The sequence below is a fragment of the Agrobacterium tumefaciens genome (genome assembly GCF_017726655.1).
Classification (GTDB): domain Bacteria; phylum Pseudomonadota; class Alphaproteobacteria; order Rhizobiales; family Rhizobiaceae; genus Agrobacterium; species Agrobacterium tumefaciens_B.
Window position 1 is genome coordinate 2,727,787 of sequence record NZ_CP072308.1, and the last position, 21,125, is coordinate 2,748,911.

The 21,125-nt window shown below is 59.2% G+C and carries 17 protein-coding genes; 10 read left to right on the forward strand and 7 right to left on the reverse strand.

Going from position 1 to position 21,125, the window contains the following annotated elements; all coding sequences use genetic code 11:
- The first annotated feature begins 155 nt into the window (after positions 1-155).
- Complete coding sequence (gene sbmA / locus AT6N2_RS13345; protein WP_209087366.1) at positions 156-1,424, forward strand: peptide antibiotic transporter SbmA; 1,269 nt, start codon at positions 156-158, stop codon at positions 1,422-1,424.
- A 170-nt stretch (positions 1,425-1,594) separates the two neighbouring features.
- Here sbmA and AT6N2_RS13350 read toward each other — a convergent pair whose 3' ends face one another.
- A complete protein-coding gene (locus AT6N2_RS13350; protein WP_209087368.1) occupies positions 1,595-2,578 on the reverse strand; it encodes a polysaccharide deacetylase family protein in 984 nt (327 codons plus the stop codon).
- 150 nt (positions 2,579-2,728) lie between these two features.
- On the opposite strand from AT6N2_RS13350, the gene AT6N2_RS13355 reads away from it, so the two are divergent.
- The 4 genes from AT6N2_RS13355 (at position 2,729) to AT6N2_RS13370 (ending at position 6,519) form a co-directional block, all read left to right on the forward strand.
- Positions 2,729-3,313 carry an NnrU family protein gene (locus AT6N2_RS13355; protein WP_209087371.1) on the forward strand — a complete coding sequence of 195 codons (585 nt, stop codon included), beginning with the start codon at positions 2,729-2,731 and terminating at the stop codon, positions 3,311-3,313.
- 155 nt (positions 3,314-3,468) lie between these two features.
- A complete protein-coding gene (locus tag AT6N2_RS13360) occupies positions 3,469-4,140 on the forward strand; it encodes a tetratricopeptide repeat protein (protein WP_063950738.1) in 672 nt (223 codons plus the stop codon).
- A 132-nt stretch (positions 4,141-4,272) separates the two neighbouring features.
- Positions 4,273-5,703, forward strand: a complete 1,431-nt coding sequence (der, locus tag AT6N2_RS13365) for a ribosome biogenesis GTPase Der (protein WP_045532099.1) — start codon at positions 4,273-4,275, stop codon at positions 5,701-5,703.
- A 207-nt stretch (positions 5,704-5,910) separates the two neighbouring features.
- Positions 5,911-6,519: a DUF2026 family protein gene (locus AT6N2_RS13370; protein WP_144577158.1), complete on the forward strand. Its 609-nt coding sequence runs from the start codon at positions 5,911-5,913 to the stop codon at positions 6,517-6,519.
- Positions 6,520-6,693: 174 nt separating this feature from the next.
- Here the strand turns inward: AT6N2_RS13370 and AT6N2_RS13375 are convergent, their stop codons facing one another.
- Together AT6N2_RS13375 and AT6N2_RS13380 are read right to left on the reverse strand one after the other, a co-directional pair.
- The gene (locus AT6N2_RS13375; protein ID WP_209087373.1) at positions 6,694-7,743 is read right to left on the reverse strand and encodes a glycosyltransferase family 4 protein; all 1,050 of its coding nucleotides are present in this window, start codon (positions 7,741-7,743) and stop codon (positions 6,694-6,696) included.
- A gap of 116 nt (positions 7,744-7,859) precedes the next feature.
- The gene (locus AT6N2_RS13380) at positions 7,860-8,780 is read right to left on the reverse strand and encodes a sugar kinase (protein ID WP_209087375.1); all 921 of its coding nucleotides are present in this window, start codon (positions 8,778-8,780) and stop codon (positions 7,860-7,862) included.
- 155 nt (positions 8,781-8,935) lie between these two features.
- On the opposite strand from AT6N2_RS13380, the gene AT6N2_RS13385 reads away from it, so the two are divergent.
- The 3 genes from AT6N2_RS13385 (at position 8,936) to AT6N2_RS13395 (ending at position 11,847) form a co-directional block, all read left to right on the forward strand.
- On the forward strand, positions 8,936-10,600 hold the full coding sequence (locus AT6N2_RS13385) for an alpha-glucosidase family protein (protein WP_209087377.1): 1,665 nt from the start codon (positions 8,936-8,938) through the stop codon (positions 10,598-10,600).
- A complete protein-coding gene (gene aac(6') / locus AT6N2_RS13390; protein WP_209087379.1) occupies positions 10,597-11,046 on the forward strand; it encodes an aminoglycoside 6'-N-acetyltransferase in 450 nt (149 codons plus the stop codon). Before AT6N2_RS13385 ends, aac(6') begins: the two co-directional genes overlap by 4 nt.
- A gap of 144 nt (positions 11,047-11,190) precedes the next feature.
- Positions 11,191-11,847 (forward strand): hypothetical protein, encoded by a 657-nt coding sequence (locus AT6N2_RS13395; protein WP_233282452.1) that lies wholly within the window; start codon positions 11,191-11,193, stop codon positions 11,845-11,847.
- A gap of 65 nt (positions 11,848-11,912) precedes the next feature.
- Here AT6N2_RS13395 and ade read toward each other — a convergent pair whose 3' ends face one another.
- Positions 11,913-13,607, reverse strand: coding sequence for an adenine deaminase (gene ade, locus AT6N2_RS13400; RefSeq protein ID WP_209087381.1), 1,695 nt, complete (start codon positions 13,605-13,607; stop codon positions 11,913-11,915).
- A gap of 276 nt (positions 13,608-13,883) precedes the next feature.
- Between ade and AT6N2_RS13405 the strand changes: the two genes are divergently transcribed.
- Entirely contained in the window at positions 13,884-14,831 is a 948-nt protein-coding gene (locus AT6N2_RS13405) for an HD-GYP domain-containing protein (RefSeq protein WP_209087383.1), read from the forward strand.
- A gap of 15 nt (positions 14,832-14,846) precedes the next feature.
- Here the strand turns inward: AT6N2_RS13405 and AT6N2_RS13410 are convergent, their stop codons facing one another.
- Positions 14,847-15,356, reverse strand: a complete 510-nt coding sequence (locus AT6N2_RS13410; RefSeq protein ID WP_209087385.1) for a GNAT family N-acetyltransferase — start codon at positions 15,354-15,356, stop codon at positions 14,847-14,849.
- Positions 15,353-17,542, reverse strand: coding sequence for an anthranilate synthase (locus AT6N2_RS13415; protein ID WP_209087387.1), 2,190 nt, complete (start codon positions 17,540-17,542; stop codon positions 15,353-15,355). The genes AT6N2_RS13410 and AT6N2_RS13415 overlap by 4 nt, the downstream gene beginning before the upstream one ends.
- A 281-nt stretch (positions 17,543-17,823) precedes the next feature.
- Between AT6N2_RS13415 and AT6N2_RS13420 the strand changes: the two genes are divergently transcribed.
- Entirely contained in the window at positions 17,824-18,765 is a 942-nt protein-coding gene (locus AT6N2_RS13420) for an extensin family protein (protein WP_209087388.1), read from the forward strand.
- Between the two features lie 55 nt (positions 18,766-18,820).
- Here AT6N2_RS13420 and AT6N2_RS13425 read toward each other — a convergent pair whose 3' ends face one another.
- Positions 18,821-21,061, reverse strand: a complete 2,241-nt coding sequence (locus tag AT6N2_RS13425; RefSeq protein WP_209087390.1) for a TonB-dependent hemoglobin/transferrin/lactoferrin family receptor — start codon at positions 21,059-21,061, stop codon at positions 18,821-18,823.
- Between the last annotated feature and the right edge of the window lie 64 nt (positions 21,062-21,125).

The window sequence follows — 21,125 nt, forward strand, 5'->3', positions numbered from 1 at the left end:
TTCCAGGTTTTTAGGACATTCACCAGCTATCCGCGCCTTACATCTTGTTAAGGTCCGCGCTTCTCCGTTGCTGTGCACAAATTTCTGCCCTAGGTTCGGGCCATCTAGTGCTTCGCCAATAATGGCTGATTTCAAACGCGCGTGAGTCCAACAACGTGTTTCATTCCTTCTTTCCCAAACCGAAAATCTTCTTCACGTCGGCCATTATCTGGGCTTTTTTCGCCATTCTCGGATGGTACTTCATCGTTGAAGGGTTAGGCCGGTCTTGGGGCTATGTAATGCCTGAACAGGAACCCTACGATCTCAGCTACTTCCTGGTCCCGGCTAACCTGTTCTTTTACGCCTATCTCGCATTGTGCCTGGCGGCGTTCGGCGGCGTGTGGACCGTTATCGCCAAGGATCATCCCTGGAAATACTGGTCCGTCTGGGGATCGTTGCTGATTATCGCAGTGACCTATTTCGGCGTTCAGATTTCGGTCGTTATCAACAATTTCCGCCGGCCTTTCGGTGACCTTCTGCAAAACGCGCTTTCGAAACAGCCGGGTATTGAAGTCTGGGATTTCTACAGTCTCCAAATCGTCTTTGCCAAGATCGCCTTTCTCAGCATGGCCGTTTCGATTCTCACGGATTTCTTCACCAGCCATTATATCTTCCGCTGGCGCACCGCGATGAACGACTTCTACATGTCCAAGTGGGAAAAGCTGCGCCACATCGAAGGTGCTTCCCAGCGTGTTCAGGAAGATACGATGCGGTTTTCCTCGACGCTTGAGGCATTGGGCATCACCCTGATCAATTCTGTGATGACACTCGTTGTTTTCCTGCCGATCCTGTTTGCGCTGTCTTCCTATGTCTCGGAACTGCCGATCATTGGCGAATTGCCGCATGCACTGTTCTGGCTGGCGATCGTCTGGTCCATATTCGGGACGGTGCTGCTGGCGACGGTCGGTATCAAGCTGCCCGGCCTGAACTTCCGCAACCAGCGTGTGGAAGCCGCCTATCGTAAGGAACTGGTCTATGGCGAGGATCACGCCGACCGCGCCCAGCCGCCGACAGTGAAGGAGCTCTATTCCAATGTGCGGAAGAACTATTTCCGCATGTATTGGCACTATCTCTATTTCAACGTGGCGCGGTATTTCTACATTCAGGCCGATGCGGTGTTCCTGCTCCTGATGCTGGTTCCCACCATTGTGGCCGGCAAGATCACCTATGGTATCTATCAGCAAATAGCCACGGCCTTCGGTCAGGTCAGCAATTCGTTCCAGTATCTCGTCAATTCCTGGACGACGATCATCGAACTGCTTTCCATCCACAAGCGTCTTGTAGCTTTTGAAGCGGCAATCGACGACAAGCCGCTGCCGGACATTGATGAACGCTATTTGCAGCGGGAAGCGGAAGCCGGCGAACTGGCGGCGAACAAGCCCTGATGGAAAAGGCACCCGCCACCCCGGAGCAGATCCGGGGCTCAGTGCGATCAAGAACTTGATCGCGAAGAACCTTTCACGGCGCAGACGCGCCGTCGCTGGATGCCGGGTCAAGCCCGGCATGACGGCCGTGGGTGCTTGACCTTTGCCGCAAACCGGAGAGTATGAGGAATTTACCCTTCGGTCTTCAGCTTCCTGCGCGCCTCGATCATCGGCATCACCTCGGCATAGCTGACACAGGCAACATCGTCCTTCTGGCAGACCTCGCGCAGCAGCCGCTCATAGGCGTTCCAATAGGCGCCGCCATTCATCTTCACGAAGTGAAAGCCCATCTGCAGGGGAATGCGTTCGCCATTATATTGCCGGTCGAAAGCGTTGCGGAAGGCGGTATAGGCGCGCTCCTCGAATTCTTTCGCGCGATCCGGCGTTTCGACGCCGATGGAGTGGCGGATGAAGAGGTTGTAATCCATGGCGATAATGGGGCGGTTGCCCGGACCTTCCGGAATGAGCGGCAGGCCGAAATGCTGGATGCCATCACGCTCCACCGGCCATTCCGGTCCCTTGGTAATGCTGGTGGCGTCATAAACGAAACGGTGCTTTTTCTGCGCTGTCGTAAGCGCCGAGCCCTGCGAGAGATAGGGCGCACGAAAACCGTTGATCCTCTTCACCATCTCGCGCCAGCCTTCGGGCTCCTCGCCCTTCTTGCCGATCATTTGCCAAGCGTTTTCCAGCGTGCTGGTGAAGGTGGTGAATTCGCCGTCCCATTGGTCGGCGGTCCACTGTCCGCCATCGAAATGGCCGCAGGTGTGGTTGGCAATCTCGTGGCCTTCGCGATGAGCGGCCCAGATGTTTCTAAGCCTCGCCTCCACCTCTTCTGGTGATTGGCCGAAGCCGACATTGGAGCGGCCGGCCTTCTGGCCTGGTCCCTGATAGGTCTTGGCGCTGGTCTTGCGATCCATCACCAGCGTACAGGCGAGGAAATAGGTGAAATGCGCGCCGACTTCTTTCGCCGTCGCGCGGCTTCTTTCCCACAGCGTATTGTCGCCCGCACCGTCGAAGGAGACGATGACGAGCTGCTTCGGCTTCTGCACCTCTTGCGCAAAAGCGGGAAGGGCGCCGAGAAGCGACAGGGAAAAGGCGGCAAGTGGGCGAAACATCAGTCATCCGTCATATGAAACACCGTGGCCTTTTGCGGGCGGAATGAGGCGAAGCTTTGAAGTGGCTGGCGTTTTCATGACTTTCAGCCTAATTCCTGTTCTTGACGGCGGTATTTGAACCGCTTCGTTCCACTTCGGGGGCCGTGTTCCATGCTTTTTCTCGCACTCTGTCTCGTCTTGTTCCTGCTCACCCATCTTCTGAAGGTAATCGCGCCGCAGTTTCGCGCGCGCATGATTGCGGCGATGGGCGAGGGGCCGTTCAAGGGCGTGTATTCCGTCGTCAGCCTCGTCACACTCGGCCTTGTCATCTACGCTTTCGGCGAAGCGCGGCAGGAAACCGGGATGGTGTGGTATCCGCCCGTCTTCATGAGCCACATCGCCGTGACCCTGATGCTATTGGCGATGATCTGTCTGGTCGCCAGCCTTATCCCGGCTGGCCATATTGCAACGAAGACCAAACATCCGCTCATTCTGGCCGTCAAAATCTGGGCGCTTGCGCATCTTCTCGCCAATGGCGAAGCGTCTTCCATCCTGCTTTTCGTGGCATTCCTCGCCTGGGGCGTGGTGATGCGGATTTCGCTGAAGCTCCGGGAACGGGCGGGCGAAAAAGTCGTGCGGGACTTCGTTTCAAGCCGCTATGATTTGGTCGCCGTTGTGGGTGGCATCGTTCTCTGGGGCGCCTTCATCCTGAAACTGCACGAATGGTTGATCGGCGTTCAGCCTATCGCCATGTAGGAAATCGACGTTTCCCCCTTACATATCAGGCAAAATAGGCTAGAAGGCCGACCATGACCCCGGTTGGCTTTCTTTTGCCGATCCGGGTAAGCGGCTTGGTATGTCCGCGGACGGATGGATCGGGAACGATCTCCGCGCGGGTAACGGAGAATTTGATGGCAAACGAGAATGATACCTTTATCCGCGAAGTGAACGAGCAGATCCGCTCCGAGCAGCTGTCGCGCTTCTGGGGCCGTTACGGTATCGTGGTCGTGGGCGCCGCCGTTCTCGTCGTTCTCGGTGCCGCCGGCGCCGGCATCTACGAATACTGGAACACCAGCCGCGCTTCCAATTCGGGCGATCAGTTCCTGGCGGCCCTGACGCTTGCTTCGGAAAACAAGACGGATGAGGCGCTGAAGGCGTTTGCCGATCTCGAAACCTCCGGTCACGGCAATTATCCCGTTCTGGCGAAGTTCCGTTCGGCAACGCTGCTGTCCCAAAAGGGCGATGCGGCGGGTGCTATTGCCGCCTTCACGGCAATCGGCAACGATAATTCCGCGCCGCAGGTGTTCCGTGATACCGCCAAGGTGCGCGCCGCCTGGCTGCTGGTCGATAACGGCACCTATGAGCAGGTGGCTGCGCTTGCCGAGCCGCTCAGCACCGATGGCCAGACCATGCGGGCTTCCGCCCGCGAGGCGCTCGGTCTTGCCGCCTATAAGGCTGGGGATTTCGCCAAGGCCAAGCAATGGTTCGAGCAGATCATCAGCGACACGCAGGCGCCGCGCAATGTGACGAACCGCGCGCAGATCATGCTCGACAACATCACCGCTTCGGGCAAGGCTGCCTAACGCCGCTGCCCAACCCGAGATCGCGCCGACAATCTTCGCATTGCCAAAGCGATCCAACGCATTATTTTACGCATGTCCTTTGCCCAAAACAGGTAACGTTTTGGGCAGACGTGCTTTAAGGAACCAGGATCAATGAGCTTCACCGTCGCCATAGTCGGGCGCCCCAATGTCGGCAAGTCCACGCTTTTCAACCGTCTCGTCGGAAAGAAGCTGGCGCTGGTGGACGACACGCCGGGCGTGACCCGCGACCGCCGTCCGGGCGAGGCAAAACTCGTCGACCTGCGTTTCACCATCATCGATACCGCCGGTCTGGAGCAATCCGGGCCGGAAACGCTTCAGGGCCGCATGTGGGCCCAGACGGAAGCGGCGATCGACGACGCCGACGTGACACTCTTCGTCGTCGATGCCAAGGCAGGCCTGACGCCGGCCGACGAGACGCTGGCGGAAATGCTGCGCCGCCGCGGCAAGCCGGTGGTGCTGGTCGCCAACAAGTCCGAAGCGCGCGGTTCCGACGCCGGTTTCTATGATGCCTTCACGCTCGGTCTTGGCGATCCTTGCCCGATCTCGGCGGAACACGGCCAGGGCATGATCGACCTGCGCGACGCCATCGTCGAGGCAATCGGCGAAGACGTCGCCTTCCCGCCTGAGGTGGACGAGGCGGAAACGGATATCGTTTTGCCGCGCAGCGAGCCGGGTAGCGAAGACGATGAAGACGAAGAGCCTGTCTATGACGAGACCAAGCCGCTGCGTGTCGCCATTATCGGCCGGCCGAATGCGGGCAAGTCGACGCTGATCAACCGTTTCCTTGGCGAAGACCGACTTTTGACCGGCCCCGAAGCCGGCATCACCCGCGACAGCATTTCCGTCGAATGGGACTGGCGCGGCCGCACCATCAAGATGTTCGATACGGCCGGCATGCGCCGTAAGGCCAAGGTGACGGAGAAGCTGGAAAAGCTCTCGGTTGCGGATTCGCTACGCTCGATCCGCTTCGCCGAAACCGTCGTCATCGTGTTCGACAGCACCATCCCGTTCGAAAAGCAGGATTTGCAACTGGTCGATCTCGTCATCCGCGAAGGCCGCGCCGCCGTGCTCGCCTTCAACAAGTGGGATCTGGTGGAAGACCCGCAGGCCTATCTGGCCGATCTGCGCGAAAAGACCGAGCGTCTCCTGCCGCAGGCGCGCGGCATTCGTGCCGTGCCGATCTCCGGCCAGACGGGTTATGGTCTCGACCGGCTGATGCAGAACATCATCGACACGGACAAGGTCTGGAACCGCCGTATCTCGACCGCCCGTCTCAACCGCTGGCTCGACGCGCAGACCACGCAGCATCCGCCGCCGGCGGTCTCCGGCCGTCGCCTGAAGCTGAAATATATGACGCAGGTCAAGGCCCGCCCGCCCGCCTTCATGATTTCGTGCACCCGGCCGGAAGCTATTCCGGAGAGCTATACGCGATATCTGGTCAATGGCCTGCGCAAGGATTTCGATATGCCGGGCGTGCCAATCCGCGTGCATTATCGCGGCTCGGACAATCCGTTTGAGAGCAAGGCGAAGAAGCGGCGTTGATCGGCCTTCGATTCTAGGGCGCAACGATGCGGCATATTTCTTCTCCCCGCCGGGGAGAAGGTGGCCCGAAGGGTCGGATGAGGGGGCAACGTTGCCGTATCTCACGACCCTTGCCCCCTCATCCCGCTGCCGCGGACTTCTCCCCCTCGGGGAGAAGAAACAAGCGGCGGACGCTCATCCAACGCCCTGTTTTGAAGAGTAAAAATCATGCTGATCAAGCAGACCGACTATCAGCGGATCTACCGCGTTATCAACAGCCTGCTCCTGGCGCAGAACGCCGATCCCGCTTCGGCCTCAATGTATTTCAGCACTTTCGGCGCGTTCATCCTGCAGCAGCATTACAAGGTGAAGGCCGTGCCGAAGGGTGGGCTTGCGGCCTATAATCTGGGCGGAAAAGTGCTCCTGTTCGCGGATCATCGCGACGACGGTTATGTGACGGGCGCGGGCGAAAATTTCCACTGCTGGATCGAGGCCGACGGCTGGGCGATCGATTTCATGGCGCCAGCCTTTTCGCAGGGCGGGGACGCGCTTTCCGTGCCGGCAAAAATGTTCCAGCGACCGCTCTCCGCCATGGCGGCATCCATTAACGATCTCGGCCGATCCGGCGATTTCTTTTATCGTTCGGAGCCGGAAGCAACCGCCAGGCGCTTTGCCGAATGGCACAAACAGGCGGCGATCGGAGATATGGCAAGCGTCGCCGCCAACTGGTTTCGCAAGTCACCCAAGCAGATGGCCGCATCTCTTTCGGTCAAGGACCGGGATGGAAAGGAACGGGTCGTGCCGCTGACGGGCCAGTCGCTGGTCGGCGCCTGGTAAACGTGTTTTGTCGGAATAAGGACGGCCAGCGTAATCTCGCGGCAGCCGCCTGACGTCAATCAGCAGCCCGACCCCGTTCTAAAGATAACGGCAGTCGCGTCCTGATCGCCTTGTGACATTCCCGTCATGTTTCGTCCACTGGCCCCGCGCAAAAAAAGCGGGGATGCCTTGCCTTCAGGCAAGCTGCGAACGGGACAGCAGCGGCAGAGATTTTCCGGCGGCATGGATGACATTGTCGAGGAATTGTTTGGAGGCCTTTTCCCAGCTGTAGCTTTTGGAAAGGGCAAGCGCTGCCTGTGGTGAGCAGTGAAGCGCCGCCAGACAGGCATTGCGCAGATTATTGTCCAAAGCGCCGGCAGCCGGGTTGCCGCCGAGAATGTCGATCGGTCCGGTAACGGGGAAGGCGGCGACGGGCACGCCGCTGGCCAGCGCTTCGAGAATGGTGTTGCCGAAGGTGTCCGTCTTGGATGGGAAAACGAAGACATCGGCCTGGGCATAGGCATCGGCCAGGTCCTCACCGGTCTTTATGCCGGTGAAGAGAACATCGGGATATTTTTCCTGCAAGTCGTGGCGGGCAGGGCCATCGCCAATCACCACCTTGGAACCCGGCAGATCGAGGTCGAGAAATTCCGGCAGGTTCTTCTCCACCGCCACACGTCCTACGGTCATGAAAATCGGTCTCGGCAGGTCGAAAGGCAGCTTGGTTTTCGGGCGGGGATGGAAAAGTTCGGCGTCGATGCCGCGGCTCCAGCGTTTCAGGTTGCGCACGCCGCGGGCTTCCAGTTCGGTCTCGAGGCTCGGGGTGGCCACCATGCAGGTGTTGCCGCCATTGTGGAACCAGCGCACGAAGGCATAAAGCCAGCTTTCCGGTACGGGAAAGCGCGCCGCCACATATTCGGGAAAGCGGGTGTGGTAGCTGGTGGAAAAGCGCATGCGGTTCTTCACGCACCATCGCCGCGCCATGAAGCCCAGCGGCCCTTCTGTCGCAATATGCACGAAGGACGGCTGGCTTTTTTCGATCTCCGCCGCCACGCGGCGATAACCGGCGACCGACAGGCGGATTTCCGGATAGGTGGGGCAGGGGATGCTGTAGAAACTCTGCGGCGTCACCATACGCACGTCGACGCCGAGCCGCGCAAGTTCGGTATTGGTATTCTCAATCGAGCGAACCACGCCGTTGACCTGCGGGTGCCAGGCATCTGTGACAATCGTGATTCTCGTCATGAACACCGATCCTGCTCATTTGCACACGGGCGAATCCCCATTGCCCGGCTTCCGCCCGTATATGGGGCGCGCGTGTTACAGGATCATGTCAGGGCGGTATCGGCGGCGCCCAGGGGTTAGCCGACCAGCGGCAGCAACTCCGGGCTGATCAGCGCGCCATGGTGGCCGATGACGGTTGCCGCGGCCCTTGCGGCGAAGGTGGCGGCCTCTTCCGGAGAGCTTCCGGTCACATAGCGGGCAAGGAAGGCGCCGTTGAAACTGTCGCCAGCGCTCGTCGTGTCCACCACATCCACGGCCTTTTCCGCCGGGGCGTGGCTGCGGCTGCCGCCGAAATCGAGTGTTGCGCCCTTGGCGCCGTCCTTCACGACGATGTTTTCAACGCCGAGCGAACGGTAGCGGGTGATGGTCGCTTCCACGGAGACATCGCCGAAATGGCTGGCCTCGTCATCGAAGCTCGGCATGACAAGCGTTGCGGCGCGGGCACCATTGGAGATCGTCTGCAGCATGACGTCCTTGTCAGCCCAGAGGCGCGGGCGGATGTTGGGATCGAAGACCACCAGCTTGCCCGCCGCCTTGGCGCGGCGCAGTTCCGCGAGGAACGTATCGACATCATGCGCGGAGGCGAGAATGGCGAGCGTGATGCCGGAGAAATAGACCACATCCGCGCTTTCCACCGTTCTACGCAAGTGGTCCGCGTCCGCAGCGAGCTGTCTTGCCGCCGCGGCATTGCGCCAGTAGCTGAAGGTGCGTTCGCCGTCCTTCAGGTTGATGAGGTAGAGGCCGGGCGTGCCACCCTTGATGCGGCGGATTTTTTCAGTGCCGATTCCGGCTTCGGCAATAAAGGCCAGCATGTCTTGCGAGAGCGGATCATCGCCGAGGGCAGTGAAATAATCGACGGACCAGTCTTGCGGCAGACAGGCGCGGGCATACCAGGCGGTATTGAACGTATCCCCGGCAAAACCCTTGCGCAGCAGCCCGTTGCCGGCCTGCGACAATTCCACCATGCATTCGCCAATCGACAGAAACCGTCCGCCCACGCCATCATCCTCCCGAATTTTCCAGCCATGCGGCTTACGACGAGCGCAGGCTGCTGACAAGGGCGGTTCTCGCCGTTTGTGCAGGTGCGAAGTTAAGGTTTACGCGGAGGCATCGGCTTTATATTCTCCCGACAGACATGCTCAGGAGATTGCCGATGACGTTATCCCATGCCCCGGTCCACAAACCCCAAGCGCAATCGGACTGGTGGAAGGGAGCGGTGATCTATCAGGTCTATCCGCGCTCGTTTCAGGATACGACAGGCGACGGCTATGGCGATCTTGCCGGCGTGACCAAGCGCTTGCCATACATCGCTTCGCTCGGTGTCGATGCTATCTGGCTTTCGCCCTTCTTCACCTCGCCCATGGCGGATATGGGCTACGACGTTTCCGATTATTGCAGTGTCGATCCGCTGTTCGGCACGCTTGCCGATTTCGACGCGCTGATGGCCGAGGCGCATCGCCTCGGCTTAAAAGTCATCATCGATCAGGTGATTTCGCACACGTCGGACCAGCATCCCTGGTTTGTGGACAGCCGGGCGAGCCGGACAAACAGCAAGGCCGACTGGTATGTCTGGGCCAACCCCAAGCCGGATGGCACGGCACCGACAAACTGGCTTTCAGTATTCGGCGGACCGGCCTGGGAATGGGACGGGGTGCGCAAGCAATATTACATGCACAGCTTCCTGGCGTCGCAACCGGACCTGAATTTCCACAATCCCGAGGTTCAGGATGCGCTGCTGAAAACGGTACGCTTCTGGCTGGATCGCGGCGTGGACGGTTTCCGGCTCGATACCGTCAACCACTATTTCCACGACAAGCTTCTGCGCGACAACCCGCCGCTGTTCGACGAGGAAAGCTTCGGGCTCGACGCTTCCGACGTCAATCCCTACGGCATGCAGGACCATCTCTACGACAAGACGCGGCCGGAAAACATCGAATTCCTGAAGCGCTTCCGCGCGCTGCTCGATGAATATGAGGGCCGCGCCACCGTGGGAGAGGTGGGAGACGGGGCAAGATCGCTCAAAACCGTTGCCGCCTACACCTCCGGCAACGACAAGCTCAACATGTGCTACACCTTCGACCTTCTGGGGCCGGATTTCACCGCCAAACACATTCGCGGATCCGTCGAAACCTTCGGCAAGGTAGTGACGGATGGGTGGGTGTGCTGGGCCTTTTCCAACCATGACGTGGTGCGTCACCTCAGCCGCTTTTCGGAAGGCGCCGAAGAACAGACGCGGGTTGCCAAGCTCGCGATCTGCGTTCTCGCCAGTTTGCGCGGGTCCATTTGCCTCTATCAGGGCGAGGAACTCGGCTTGACGGAGGCGGAACTGGCTTTCGCGGATTTGCGTGACCCCTATGGTATTCGCTTCTGGCCCGCCTTCAAGGGGCGCGATGGATGCCGCACGCCGATGGTGTGGGAAACAGGCAAGCAGAATTCCGGCTTTTCAACCGCTGAGAAACCGTGGCTGCCGGTGCCCTATGCGCATGCGATGCACGCTGCGGATGCGCAGGAACGCAGGCCGGACTCGATCCTCAACCATTACCGGGCGGTCCTGTCGTTCCGGAAAAGCCACGGCGCGCTGCGTGACGGCGACATGACGTTCCTGAAAACCAATCTCGACGTGCTGGCCTTCACGCGCCATAAAGGGGAGCACACTTTGCTCTTTGTTTTCAACCTGACGCGCAAGCCGGTGGAGTTTCCCGTCCCCAAGGGCATGAGCGTAACCACAATTCTGCCTATGCCGGGGTTCGAGCCGCTGTTTGATGGCGGCACCGTCAAGCTGGAGGGGCTGGACGTCTTTTGCGGGATCGTTTCATGATCAAGTCTTATGAAGTGCAAAACGCTGGCGATTACCCGGATGACTGGTGCCTTCTGCGACACCGCCTGTGGCCGGATACGACCCTGGACGATCACAGGGCCGAGTTACAGGATGTCTGCGAAAACGGCGCCGGCTTCATCGTCCACGGTCCTGATGGATCGGCCATCGGTTTCGCCGAGGCCAGTTTGCGGCGGGATTACGTCAATGGTTGCGATACGTCGCCCGTGGCCTTTCTCGAAGGGATTTACGTGGAGGAGGCGTATCGGCGGCAGGGCGTCGCCGCCGCGCTGGTGACGGAGGTAACCCGGTGGGCGATAGCCCAGGGCGTCAGCGAACTCGCCTCCGATGCCGATATCGCCAATCTCAGCTCTCACCGCATGCATGCCGCGCTCGGATTTGAGGAGACGGAGCGCGTGGTGTATTTTCGCCGAAGGCTGGCTCCCTGATATCCCACCTGCAGGAGTAACAATACATATAATAAAATATTGAAATATGCTAATATATTCCGGATTTGTTTACATTTATATTTAGCAACTCCAGTCTTGCATAAGTTTCGGTCGCTAATATTTCTCACGTCAAGTATTTCATGTTTGCAACTGCAAGGCGATGCAGGGGATATTGTTATGCCTGTTTCATTCAAGAGTTTGAACCAGTCCTCCGGCGGCAATTCGCGTTCTTCCCGCGCCAAAACGCAGCCGGCGAGACAGCCGTCATCGATCCGCGACACCTTTTCTGCCGGGCAGTCGTCCGTTCGTGCATCATCTGCATCCTCGCAAACGTCGCAGGCTTCGCGAACCTCCCAGTCGGCTCGAAGCGCGCAAAGCGCCCAGAGCGCTGCCGCCGCGCCCAATTTTCCCACCGATGACATGACGTCGTCTGATTTCATGCAGTCTCTGAAAGCAAAGCTTTCCGCGTCAGGGGATGATCCGGAGCAATATCTGCGCGCACGGTCGATGGTGGATGCCCTCTCGACCGGCCAATTGAAGGTTTCCGACCCTACGAAAGGTAAAGCGGTCAATGCGTGGGATCCAGGCCAGAAAGGCACGAAGTCGACGGCCGCGACGGACATTGGCAAAACCGATTGGGTCGACTTCCTCAACGGCCATCTCAAGCGCAGTGACGACGGGACCCTGTCTAAGGGCAAAAATGGCAGCTATGTCGACAAAACAACGGGCAGCAATGCGTATTTCGGCAAGGTTGCAGACCGGTATTATTACGTCACATGGCCGTCGGAATCCAAGGCCTGAGAACGCGATCCGCGCCTGAAGGCGCGGACGTTGCGCTCAATGGACTTTGGTCCGAAATCCCTCTGTCAGATCAGCGCAAACCGGTCGACATCCACCATGCCCTTATCGGAAATCTTCAGATGCGGGATGACGGGCAGGGGGAGGAAAGCCACCTGCAGGAAGGGTTCTTCCAGTGTGGTGCCGAGCGCATAGGCTGCTTTTCGGAGCGTGTGCAGCGTATCGCGAACGGTCTCGTATGGCTCGAGGCTCATGAGCCCTGCAACGGGAAGCGCGATTTCGCCGGTCACCCGTCCGTCTTCGACCACAACGAAACCACCCTTGATGTCTCCGAGCCGGTTGGCGGCGAGCGCCATGTCGTCTTCGCTCACGCCGACGACGCAGATATTGTGGCTGTCGTGACCGACGGTGGAGGCGATTGCGCCCTTCTTCAGGCCAAAGCCCTGAACGAAACCATTGGCGTGGTTGCCGTTCTTGCCGTGACGCTCAATGACGGCCACCTTGATGATGTCGTTCTCAAGGTCGACCGTGGTCTGGTTGCCGTCGGTCGGCAGCTTGTAGCGGCGGTGCTCGGTGATGATCTTGCCGGGAAGCACGCCCATGACGGGGCTTTCACCTTCTGTGACGGGTACGCCGAAATGGGCCGCCAGCACCGGCCTTGACTTGACGCTGTCGAGACCCACGGGCGCGACGGGCTTGCGGGTGGCGAAGAGAGCGTCATCGACGATGCGACCAGCGGAGAGCACCATGCTCGCCTTGCAGTTTTGCAGGCTGTCGATGACCACGAGATCGGCGCGCCATCCCGGCGCGACAAGACCGCGATCACGCAGGCCAAAGGCTTTCGCAGCGGAAATCGAGGCGGCGCGATAGATGGCGAGCGGTTCCACGCCGCTGGCGATCGCCGTGCGGATCATATAGTCGAGATGGCCCTGTTCTGCGATATCGAGCGGGTTGCGGTCATCCGTGCAGAGCGCCAGATAGGGCGACAAGCGTTCGGTGATGATGGGCATCAGCGCGTGCAGGTCTTTCGAGACCGAGCCTTCGCGCACCAGAATATGCATGCCTTTGCGGATTTTCTCCAGCGCCTCCGGGGCGCTCGTGCATTCGTGTTCCGTGCGGATGCCGGCGGCGAGATAACCGTTGAGCGCCGTTCCCGACAGAAGCGGGGCGTGGCCATCGATATGCTGGCCCTGAAAGGCCTCAAGCTTGGCCATGCACACCGGGTCCTTATGGATGACGCCGGGGAAATTCATGAATTCGGCAAGACCGATGACCTTCGGGTGATGCCGGAACGGCAGGAGCTTTTCGATCGGCAGATCGGCCCCTGATGTTTCCAGATGGGTGGCGGGCACGCAGGAGGACAGCTGCACGCGGATGTCCATGATCGTTTCCATGGCGCTGTCGAGGAAGAACTGTAGCCCTTCCGCGCCCAGCACATTGGCAATCTCATGCGGGTCGCAGATAGCGGTGGTGACACCATAGGGCAGAACGCAACGGTCGAATTCATGCGGCGTGACGAGCGAGGATTCGATATGCAGATGAGTATCGATGAAACCCGGAACAACGATTTTTCCGGAAATGTCTATTTCGCGGATGCCTTTATAGTCTCCACAGGTGCCAACGACGGTATCCCCGCAAACAGCAATGTCCGAGGCGACCAGCTCTCCGGTCACGAGGTCGAAAAAGCGACCGCCCTTGAGAACCAACTCTGCCGGCTCTCGGCCAGTACCCTGGTCGATGCGCGTTTCTAACTGGGAACTCATGGGCTTTTCTTCGACTCCTGGTATTGTTTGCACGCGATATGTTCTCTCATTTACATTCTGAGGTTGTTGTCAGCTTTTTTCTTCATCTTTTTATCGCTTTTAAATATAGTGATAGTAAAAAATTTTCATATTCGTGCTATCTTATTTATAGTGTTTCATAACGAAGCAAAGCCGGGAGGGCGAAGGCTTTATGCTTTGAGGGAGGGCGGTTCGGCCGGGTTCTTGCGAATTTCGGTTTGACCGTAACATTCCCGGGAAGGAAAATAAAAGACTCTGATGTTGAAACGAATTTCAACCCAGCAATTGGCTGTGGGCATGTTTATCGAAGCCGTCGAGGGGACGGTTTCGAACAATCAAATTGCGCGGAAGCACCGCTTTCTTTTGCAGCGCGAGGAGGCTGTGCTGCAACTGAAAAAAAGTGGGGCGGAAAGCATCGTCATCAATACCGCCAAGGGTAGCGATGTCGGCGCCAGCCACGACCCGGCGAATGCCGGCATGTTGCAGACGAATCCGTCTCCATTGATGGTTGCAGCCGTCACTCAGGTGGTGCGCTCAGCCGCGGATTCGATCGCTGAGACATTTTCGGTTGCTGGAGGTGGCGGTTGTGTTTCCTTCGAGGGAATGACGGCGGCGGCGGGAAAGATTTCCAACGCCATTCAGGCCAACCCGGCCGTCTTTATCGGCGTCACGCGGCTGAAGTCGAAGGATGAAACGACCTTCGTGCATTCGGTTTCCGTCAGCGGCCTCATGATCCTCTTTAGTAATTATCTGGGGCTGAACAAGGAAACGGTCAACCTGCTCGGTGTTTGCGGCTTGCTCCACGATATAGGCAAGGTCGAAATCCCCTCATCCATTCTGAACAAGACAGAGGGGCTCTCCATCGAGGAGCGTGAGATCATCAATCTCCACCCCGTATTCGGGCGCGATATCCTGTCGCGTGACGGGCAGATGCCCGACATGGTGCTTGATGTCTGCTTTAATCATCACGAGCGGATCGATGGCGGCGGTTATCCCAGCGGTCGTGCCGGCGGCGAGATCAGCCTTTACGCGCGCATTGCGGCGATTTGCGACGTCTATGATGCCGTCACCTCGGTCAGACCCTATAAGAAGCCATGGACAGCGAATGATGCGCTGACCTGGATGCTACGGCGCGATGGACATTTTGACATACAGCTTCTGAAGAAATTCGCACTGTGCATTTCCGCCTCGCTGCCGCGTGGCTAAGGCGCGGTCAGCCCGTCAACCGAAGATGAACGCCATGTTGAGGCTGTCAATGTGACGCCCGTCAATCAGGACGGCGTCGCGCGCTCGCCCTTCCTGCACAAAGCCGATCTTTTCATAAAGCGCAATCGCTCTGGCGTTGTCCGCATGCACGCTCAGTTCCACACGATGCAGCCCGAATTCGCGGGCAGCATCGAGTGTCCGCCGCATCAACCGCGCGCCCAGTCCCTTGTCGCGGTAGGCAGGCAGGATGCCCATGCCGAGTGTGCCGCAATGGGCGCGGGTTGCCCTGTCATGGCGGCGGATATCGCACCAGCCGATCACTTTGCCACCCGCAATCGCGACGAATTGCGGATGGTCGTTTTCGATCATGTCGAGAACGAAGGCGCGCACCGATTCGCGCGGCGGCGCCTCCAGGAAGCTCAGATATTTGCGTTCGCGCGACACCGCATCAAGCGCATGATGAAAGCTCTCAATGTGTTCTGCCCGGATCGGCTCGATGCTGATGACGTCGGCAGCCGTTATCATGCCGCTTTCGTCTTCGCCTTGCGGGTCAGATGCACCACCACATTCTCGATCATCCGCATGCCGGCGTCCTGGCCGAGCGTCATGATCGATTCCGGGTGGAACTGAACGGCGGCCACCGGTTCCTTGGCGTGTTCGATGCCCATGATCGTGCCGTCTTCGCTTTCCGCGGTGATGATGAAATCACGCGGCAGGGTGGTGGGATCGGCGAAGATCGAGTGATAACGGCCAACGGTGACTTCCTTGCCGAGGCCGGAGAAGACGAGGCCGGGCTCCAGCACACGAATGCGCGACGGTTTACCATGCATCGGCACCGCAAGCTGGCGCAACTCGCCGCCATAGGCCTCCGCCAAAGCCTGAAGGCCGAGGCAGACGCCGAAGATCGGCAGCTCACGCGCGCGGGCGGCCTTGATCGTCGCCTTGCAGTCGAAATCCGTCGGGTTGCCCGGTCCGGGGGAGAGAACGACGAGATCCGGCTGGAAGCGATCAAACACATCTGCCGCCACCGGCGTTCTGACGGTGGAGACGGTTGCGCCCGTCTGGCGGAAATAATTCGCCAGCGTGTGCACGAAGCTGTCTTCGTGATCGACGAGCAGAATTTTGACGCCGGTGCCGACCTTCGCGGCATCGCGCTTGGTGGCAGCGGCGTTGGTCGCTTTCGCGTCACGGATGGCGGCGATCATGGCGGATGCCTTCAGTTCGGTTTCGGCTTCTTCTTCCTGCGGATTGGAATCGTTGAGCAGGGTCGCGCCAGCGCGCACCTCGGCGATGCCGTCCTTGATGCGAATGGTGCGCAGCGTCAGGCCCGTGTTCATGTCGCCGTTGAAGCCGACCATGCCGATCGCACCGCCATACCAGGCGCGCGGGCTCTTTTCATGACCTTCGATGAAACGCATGGCCCAAAGCTTTGGTGCACCGGTGACGGTGACAGCCCAGGCGTGGCTGAGGAAACCGTCAAAGGCATCCATGTCGTCCCGGAGGCGGCCTTCGATATGGTCCACTGTGTGGATGAGGCGCGAATACATCTCGATCTGGCGGCGGCCGATGACCTTCACCGAGCCCGGCTCGCAGACGCGGCTCTTGTCGTTACGGTCGACATCCGAGCACATGGTGAGCTCTGATTCGTCCTTCTTCGAGTTGAGCAGCTTCAGGATCTGCTCGCTATCGGCAATCGGATCGTCACCGCGCTTAATGGTGCCGGAAATCGGGCAGGTCTCGATGCGGCGGCCGGAGACGCGCACGAACATTTCCGGCGAAGCGCCGACCAGATATTCCTGATGGCCGAGATTGATGAAGAAGGAATAGGGCGAGGGGTTGATCGCCTTCAGGCGGCGCGAAATCGCCGAGGGATTGCTTTCGCAGCGTTCCATGAACTTCTGCCCGGGAACGACCTCGAACAGATCGCCGCGGCGGAAGCTTTCCTTGGCCTTCACGACAAGTTCGGAATATTCGCCGGGACGATGATCGCCCTTCGGCGGGATCGTGTCGGTGGTCTTGAAGGGCTCGGGGGCAATCTCGGAAGACTTGCCGTCCGTCGTCACACCGCCCTTTTCGAAATCGTAACGGTCGATCCAGGCCTTGGCGGAATAGTGGTCAACGACGAGAATTTCGTCGGGCAGGTAGAGCACCATGTCGCGCTGGTCTTCCGGCCGCGCCAGCGATAGCTTGATGGCGTCGAACTGGAAGGCGAGATCGTAACCGAATGCGCCGAACAGGCCGATCGCCGAATCCGCGCTAGAATGGAAGAGATCGACAATGGCGCGCAGTGCGGTGAAGACGGTCGGGATTTTCGAGCGCTCTTCTTCGGTAAAGACGCGGTCCGGCTCGTTGACGGTGAGATCAAGACGACGTGTGGTGGCAGCGCCAAGCGTGAGATCGGGCGTCGCCTTCAGCTTTTCGATAATGAAATCGAGCAGCACTTCGCCACGGCCATTATAAGCCTCGATCCACATTTTGCGGCCAAAACAGGAAATACCGAGTGGCGGATCGATGATGGCTGTATCCCAACGGGTGTAACGGCCCGGATATTCATAGTTGGACGAAAAAACCGCGCCGCGATGGGAATCGAGCTTTTCGACATAGTTGTCGATGGCATTGGCATAATCGGCGGCGCGACGCTTGCGGCTGACCTTGATGCCGCCTTTCGTCTCGTAGGTTTCCGCTCCGTCATCCTGAATGATCGTTACCATTTCTTTCGTACTTCCGTTGTTCAGGCCCGATGACAGGCGGCAAAATAACAAAAAAGCCGCCTGAAAATTCGGGCGGCTTGGACTTTGTCTGAAGACATGACTGGTCAAGGCCGCGTAAAGCTGCTCCACCACCAGTTAGCAATGTTCTTAGACACGATATTCATGGGAAAATTGTTAGCGTGCACGCTCCGCCTTGGCAAGCGGATTTCGCCGGATGAATGAACCTTACGGGCCGCCGCCGCGTTGCTTCCGTGCCGAAATGGTCAGGAGTGCCCCGTAAAATGCTTCATCGCCTGTGTCTTCTGGCTGTCAGCCTCGCCTTGATTTCCGCTTCCGAACCGCCTGCGCAGGTGCCGTTGCCACAGCCGAAACCCGGCGAGGGGCAGGCCGCCACGCCTTCGAAAAAGCCAGCTGACGGAACGCCGCAAAATCCGGCGGAAGCGCCGAAACCTGTACCGAAGCCTGAGCCTGACGCGGAACAGAAGCCCGCAGTAAAACCGACAGCTTCCGAGCAGAAACCGGATGGCGAGAAAACGCCCGTTGACAAAAAGATCGATGAAACCGCCCCTCAGAGCCGGAGGGACGATGGCGGAGGGCAGCAGAAACCCGCTGACGAGGCGGCCAAACCCGATGAAAAAATACCGGAACCGGTAAAGCCTGAGGACCCGGCCGCACTCCAGGCATGCCTTGGCGCGTTGAAGGAGATCGGCGCGGAGTTCAAACCGCTTGAGCCCATCCGCGACGAGGAACAGGGATGCGGCATCGAATCGCCCGTCGAGCTTTCGGCCGTTCTGCCAGGCATCAAGCTTGAGCCCGCCGGCACCATGCGCTGCGAGACGGCCCTTGCTCTTTCTCGCTGGACAAAGGAAATGATGCTGCCGGCGGCTGCGATCGCCATGCCGGAAAAAAAGGTGACGGCGATTGCCAATGCCTCGACCTATATCTGCCGCAACCGCAACAGTGCGGAAAATGGCAAGATTTCCGAGCATGCCAAGGGCAATGCCGTGGATATATCCACGATCTCCTTCGACAAGGGCGAACCGCTGGTGATGAAACCGCGCGGCGAGGATGGCACGCCGGAAGGTGCGTTCCAGCGCACCATCACCGCCGCCGCCTGCCTGTTCTTCCGCACGGTTCTGTCCCCCGGCAGCGATGCCACGCATCAGGATCACCTGCATCTCGACGTGCTGGAGCGAAAGGGCGGCTATCTTTATTGCCGCTGACAAAAAAGGGGCGGCCCGAAGGCCGCCCAACTGGAGATGATGCTTCCGCCCCGTTTTAGAATTTCTGGGTTAGGGAGATTTTGAAGGTGCGGCCTGGTTCCGTGTAGAAATCGACTGGCTGATTGACGGTGCTGACCGAATTTGGGTTCACGTCTCGGACGCCAACACCATTCCAGTATTTCCTGTCGAACAGGTTGTAGACACCCGCCTGGATGCGCAGGCCCTTGGTCTGTTCCGGCTCCCACCAGCCGGTCAGGTTAAAGACGCCGTAGCCGGGCGCGTCGAAGGTGTTGGCCACCTTGTCGTCCCGCATGCCGGAGGAGAAGATGCCGGTGAACTCCGTGCCCCAGACATCCTGCGCATAACCGACCCCGAGGACGGACTTGAATGGCGCGACCGTGCGGATGAACTCATTGGTATCCGTGTCCTTACCATAGGCATAGGCAAGCGAGGCATGCGCGAAGAAGCCATTTGCGAGTTCCTTGCGCACCTTGGCTTCGACGCCGGAGATTTCGACGTTGTTGCGGTTGCGATAGGTGAAGAGCGAGCCGTTACCCCTGCCGCCGAAGCCGGGGAAAAGCGTCGTCGACGTCGTATATTGCTCGATGAAGTCTTTATACTTGTTGTGGAACAGCGTCAGGCTCCCCGTCAGGTCGCCGGAGGCGTAGTTCGCGCCGATCTCGAAGCCGTTGCTGGTCTCGGGATTGAGGGCGGAGTTACCTACAACAGCGTAACCGGAGCTGACGTTGGAGAAGTTCAGATACAGTTCGTTGATTGTCGGGGCGCGATAGGCCATCGACCATTGTGCGAAAAGCTGTAGTTCGGGCGTGACGTCATAGGTGGCAAGAAGCTTCGGCGAGAAGCGCGAGCCGCTATTGCCGCTCGGCAGGCCGAAGGTTCGGTAGCCGCTGTTGCTGGATACGGAGCCATCGGGATCGTAGTCGTAAGAATCGAAGCGCAGGCCGGGCGTCAGGCGGAAGCCGTTGCCAAAGGCGATTTCGTCATCGATATAAAGGCCGAGGCTCTTGCCGTTCACGTCTGGCATGTCCGATTGCGACGAGGAGGTCGAGCCGGCCGTGTTGGCGAAAAGCTCCTGGCTGAAATCGGTCGTCATGGCGTTGCCGCCAAAACGAACGGTGTGCTGCACGCCGCCAAGTTCAAACCCGGATTCCAGGCCGCCGACGATGCCGAAGGCGCTGTTGCGCATGCTGTCTTCGCGAATATAGAGCGAATTGTTGGTCAGGCGGTCGCCGGCGCCGGATTCCTTGGAAAGACGCGTCCAGTAGAGCGAGAGATTGGCGGCATCGACCACACCGTCGGTCGAGGGTGCCTCATATTCGTAATCGAGGGATACGCGGTCACGCTCGGTATCCTCGTAACCCCGGTAATCGCCAATGCGGTAGGTGGAGCCGGAGACGCTGACGCCCTGCAATGTCTTCATGTCGCTGCGGTTTCGCAGCGAATAACGCTCGGCGGTCAGGCCGATGCTGTGGCCACCCTCCAGATCCTGCCGGATCTTGAACATCAGGTTGCTTTCATAGGTGTCGGCGGGGTTTGGCTTGGTTCGGCGTGTGCCGTAGATATCGGCCGTGCCCTTATTATCGGTCTCGTTGCCGCGCTTGTATGAGCCCTGAAACAGGACCGACGTGTTGTCGATCTTCTTGGCAACGGCGAGCGATCCGCCGATGCTTCTGTCCTCGCTGTCATAGGTGGTCTTGGCAACACCGCCCCAGTCACGGCCTTCGCCGATCAGGTCCTCCGGATCAAGCGTGCGCAGCACCAGCGCACCGCCAAGGGCACCGGAACCGATGCGGCTGGAATCGGCGCCGCGCACCACGTCAACGGTCGAAAGAGACGAAAAATCGAAGCTCGAACTTGTATCGCTGAGGGTTGTTGTAGCCTGGCCCTGACGGGCGAAATTATTGAAATAGGGGACGGGAATATTGTCAATCAAAGTGATGACCCGAGCGCCGCCCAGCCCGCGGATGAACAAGCCGCCGGGCCTGCCCGGTTTGGCGTCAACGTAGTCGACGCCCGGTTCCGTGGTGTTTCCGAGATCCCGGATGCTGCCGATGTCTTTCTTGCGGATGTCTTCTGCGGTCGTCTGGCTTGCTAGTGGGGTATCCGCGGGCGCGTTGCCCGGTTTGACGCGTTTGCCCTTGACGACGATCTTTTCGAGCGTCGTCGTGCCGTCCGCCTGTATGGCGGCATCCTGTGCCGTGGCCGGGCTGGCGAGTGGCAGAAGAGACATGGCGGTGCACAGGAGCAGCGCGGACTGCGTGCGTGAGATGGACATTGAATACCCCCGGGTATGCTGCGCGCAGATGGGTGAGGGCGCGCGAAAGCGCACCGCACTCAAG

Bases quoted from the DNA above. Each gene is read 5' to 3' on its own strand.
- AT6N2_RS13350 (WP_209087368.1), bottom strand. From the start codon at position 2,578: ATGTTTCGCCCACTTGCCGCCTTTTCCCTGTCGCTTCTCGGCGCCCTT.
- AT6N2_RS13355 (WP_209087371.1), top strand. From the start codon at position 2,729: ATGCTTTTTCTCGCACTCTGTCTCGTCTTGTTCCTGCTCACCCATCTT.
- AT6N2_RS13360 (WP_063950738.1), top strand. From the start codon at position 3,469: ATGGCAAACGAGAATGATACCTTTATCCGCGAAGTGAACGAGCAGATC.
- der (WP_045532099.1), top strand. From the start codon at position 4,273: ATGAGCTTCACCGTCGCCATAGTCGGGCGCCCCAATGTCGGCAAGTCC.
- AT6N2_RS13370 (WP_144577158.1), top strand. From the start codon at position 5,911: ATGCTGATCAAGCAGACCGACTATCAGCGGATCTACCGCGTTATCAAC.
- AT6N2_RS13375 (WP_209087373.1), bottom strand. From the start codon at position 7,743: ATGACGAGAATCACGATTGTCACAGATGCCTGGCACCCGCAGGTCAAC.
- AT6N2_RS13385 (WP_209087377.1), top strand. From the start codon at position 8,936: ATGACGTTATCCCATGCCCCGGTCCACAAACCCCAAGCGCAATCGGAC.
- ade (WP_209087381.1), bottom strand. From the start codon at position 13,607: ATGAGTTCCCAGTTAGAAACGCGCATCGACCAGGGTACTGGCCGAGAG.
- AT6N2_RS13405 (WP_209087383.1), top strand. From the start codon at position 13,884: ATGTTGAAACGAATTTCAACCCAGCAATTGGCTGTGGGCATGTTTATC.
- AT6N2_RS13410 (WP_209087385.1), bottom strand. From the start codon at position 15,356: ATGATAACGGCTGCCGACGTCATCAGCATCGAGCCGATCCGGGCAGAA.
- AT6N2_RS13415 (WP_209087387.1), bottom strand. From the start codon at position 17,542: ATGGTAACGATCATTCAGGATGACGGAGCGGAAACCTACGAGACGAAA.
- AT6N2_RS13420 (WP_209087388.1), top strand. From the start codon at position 17,824: ATGCTTCATCGCCTGTGTCTTCTGGCTGTCAGCCTCGCCTTGATTTCC.
- AT6N2_RS13425 (WP_209087390.1), bottom strand. From the start codon at position 21,061: ATGTCCATCTCACGCACGCAGTCCGCGCTGCTCCTGTGCACCGCCATG.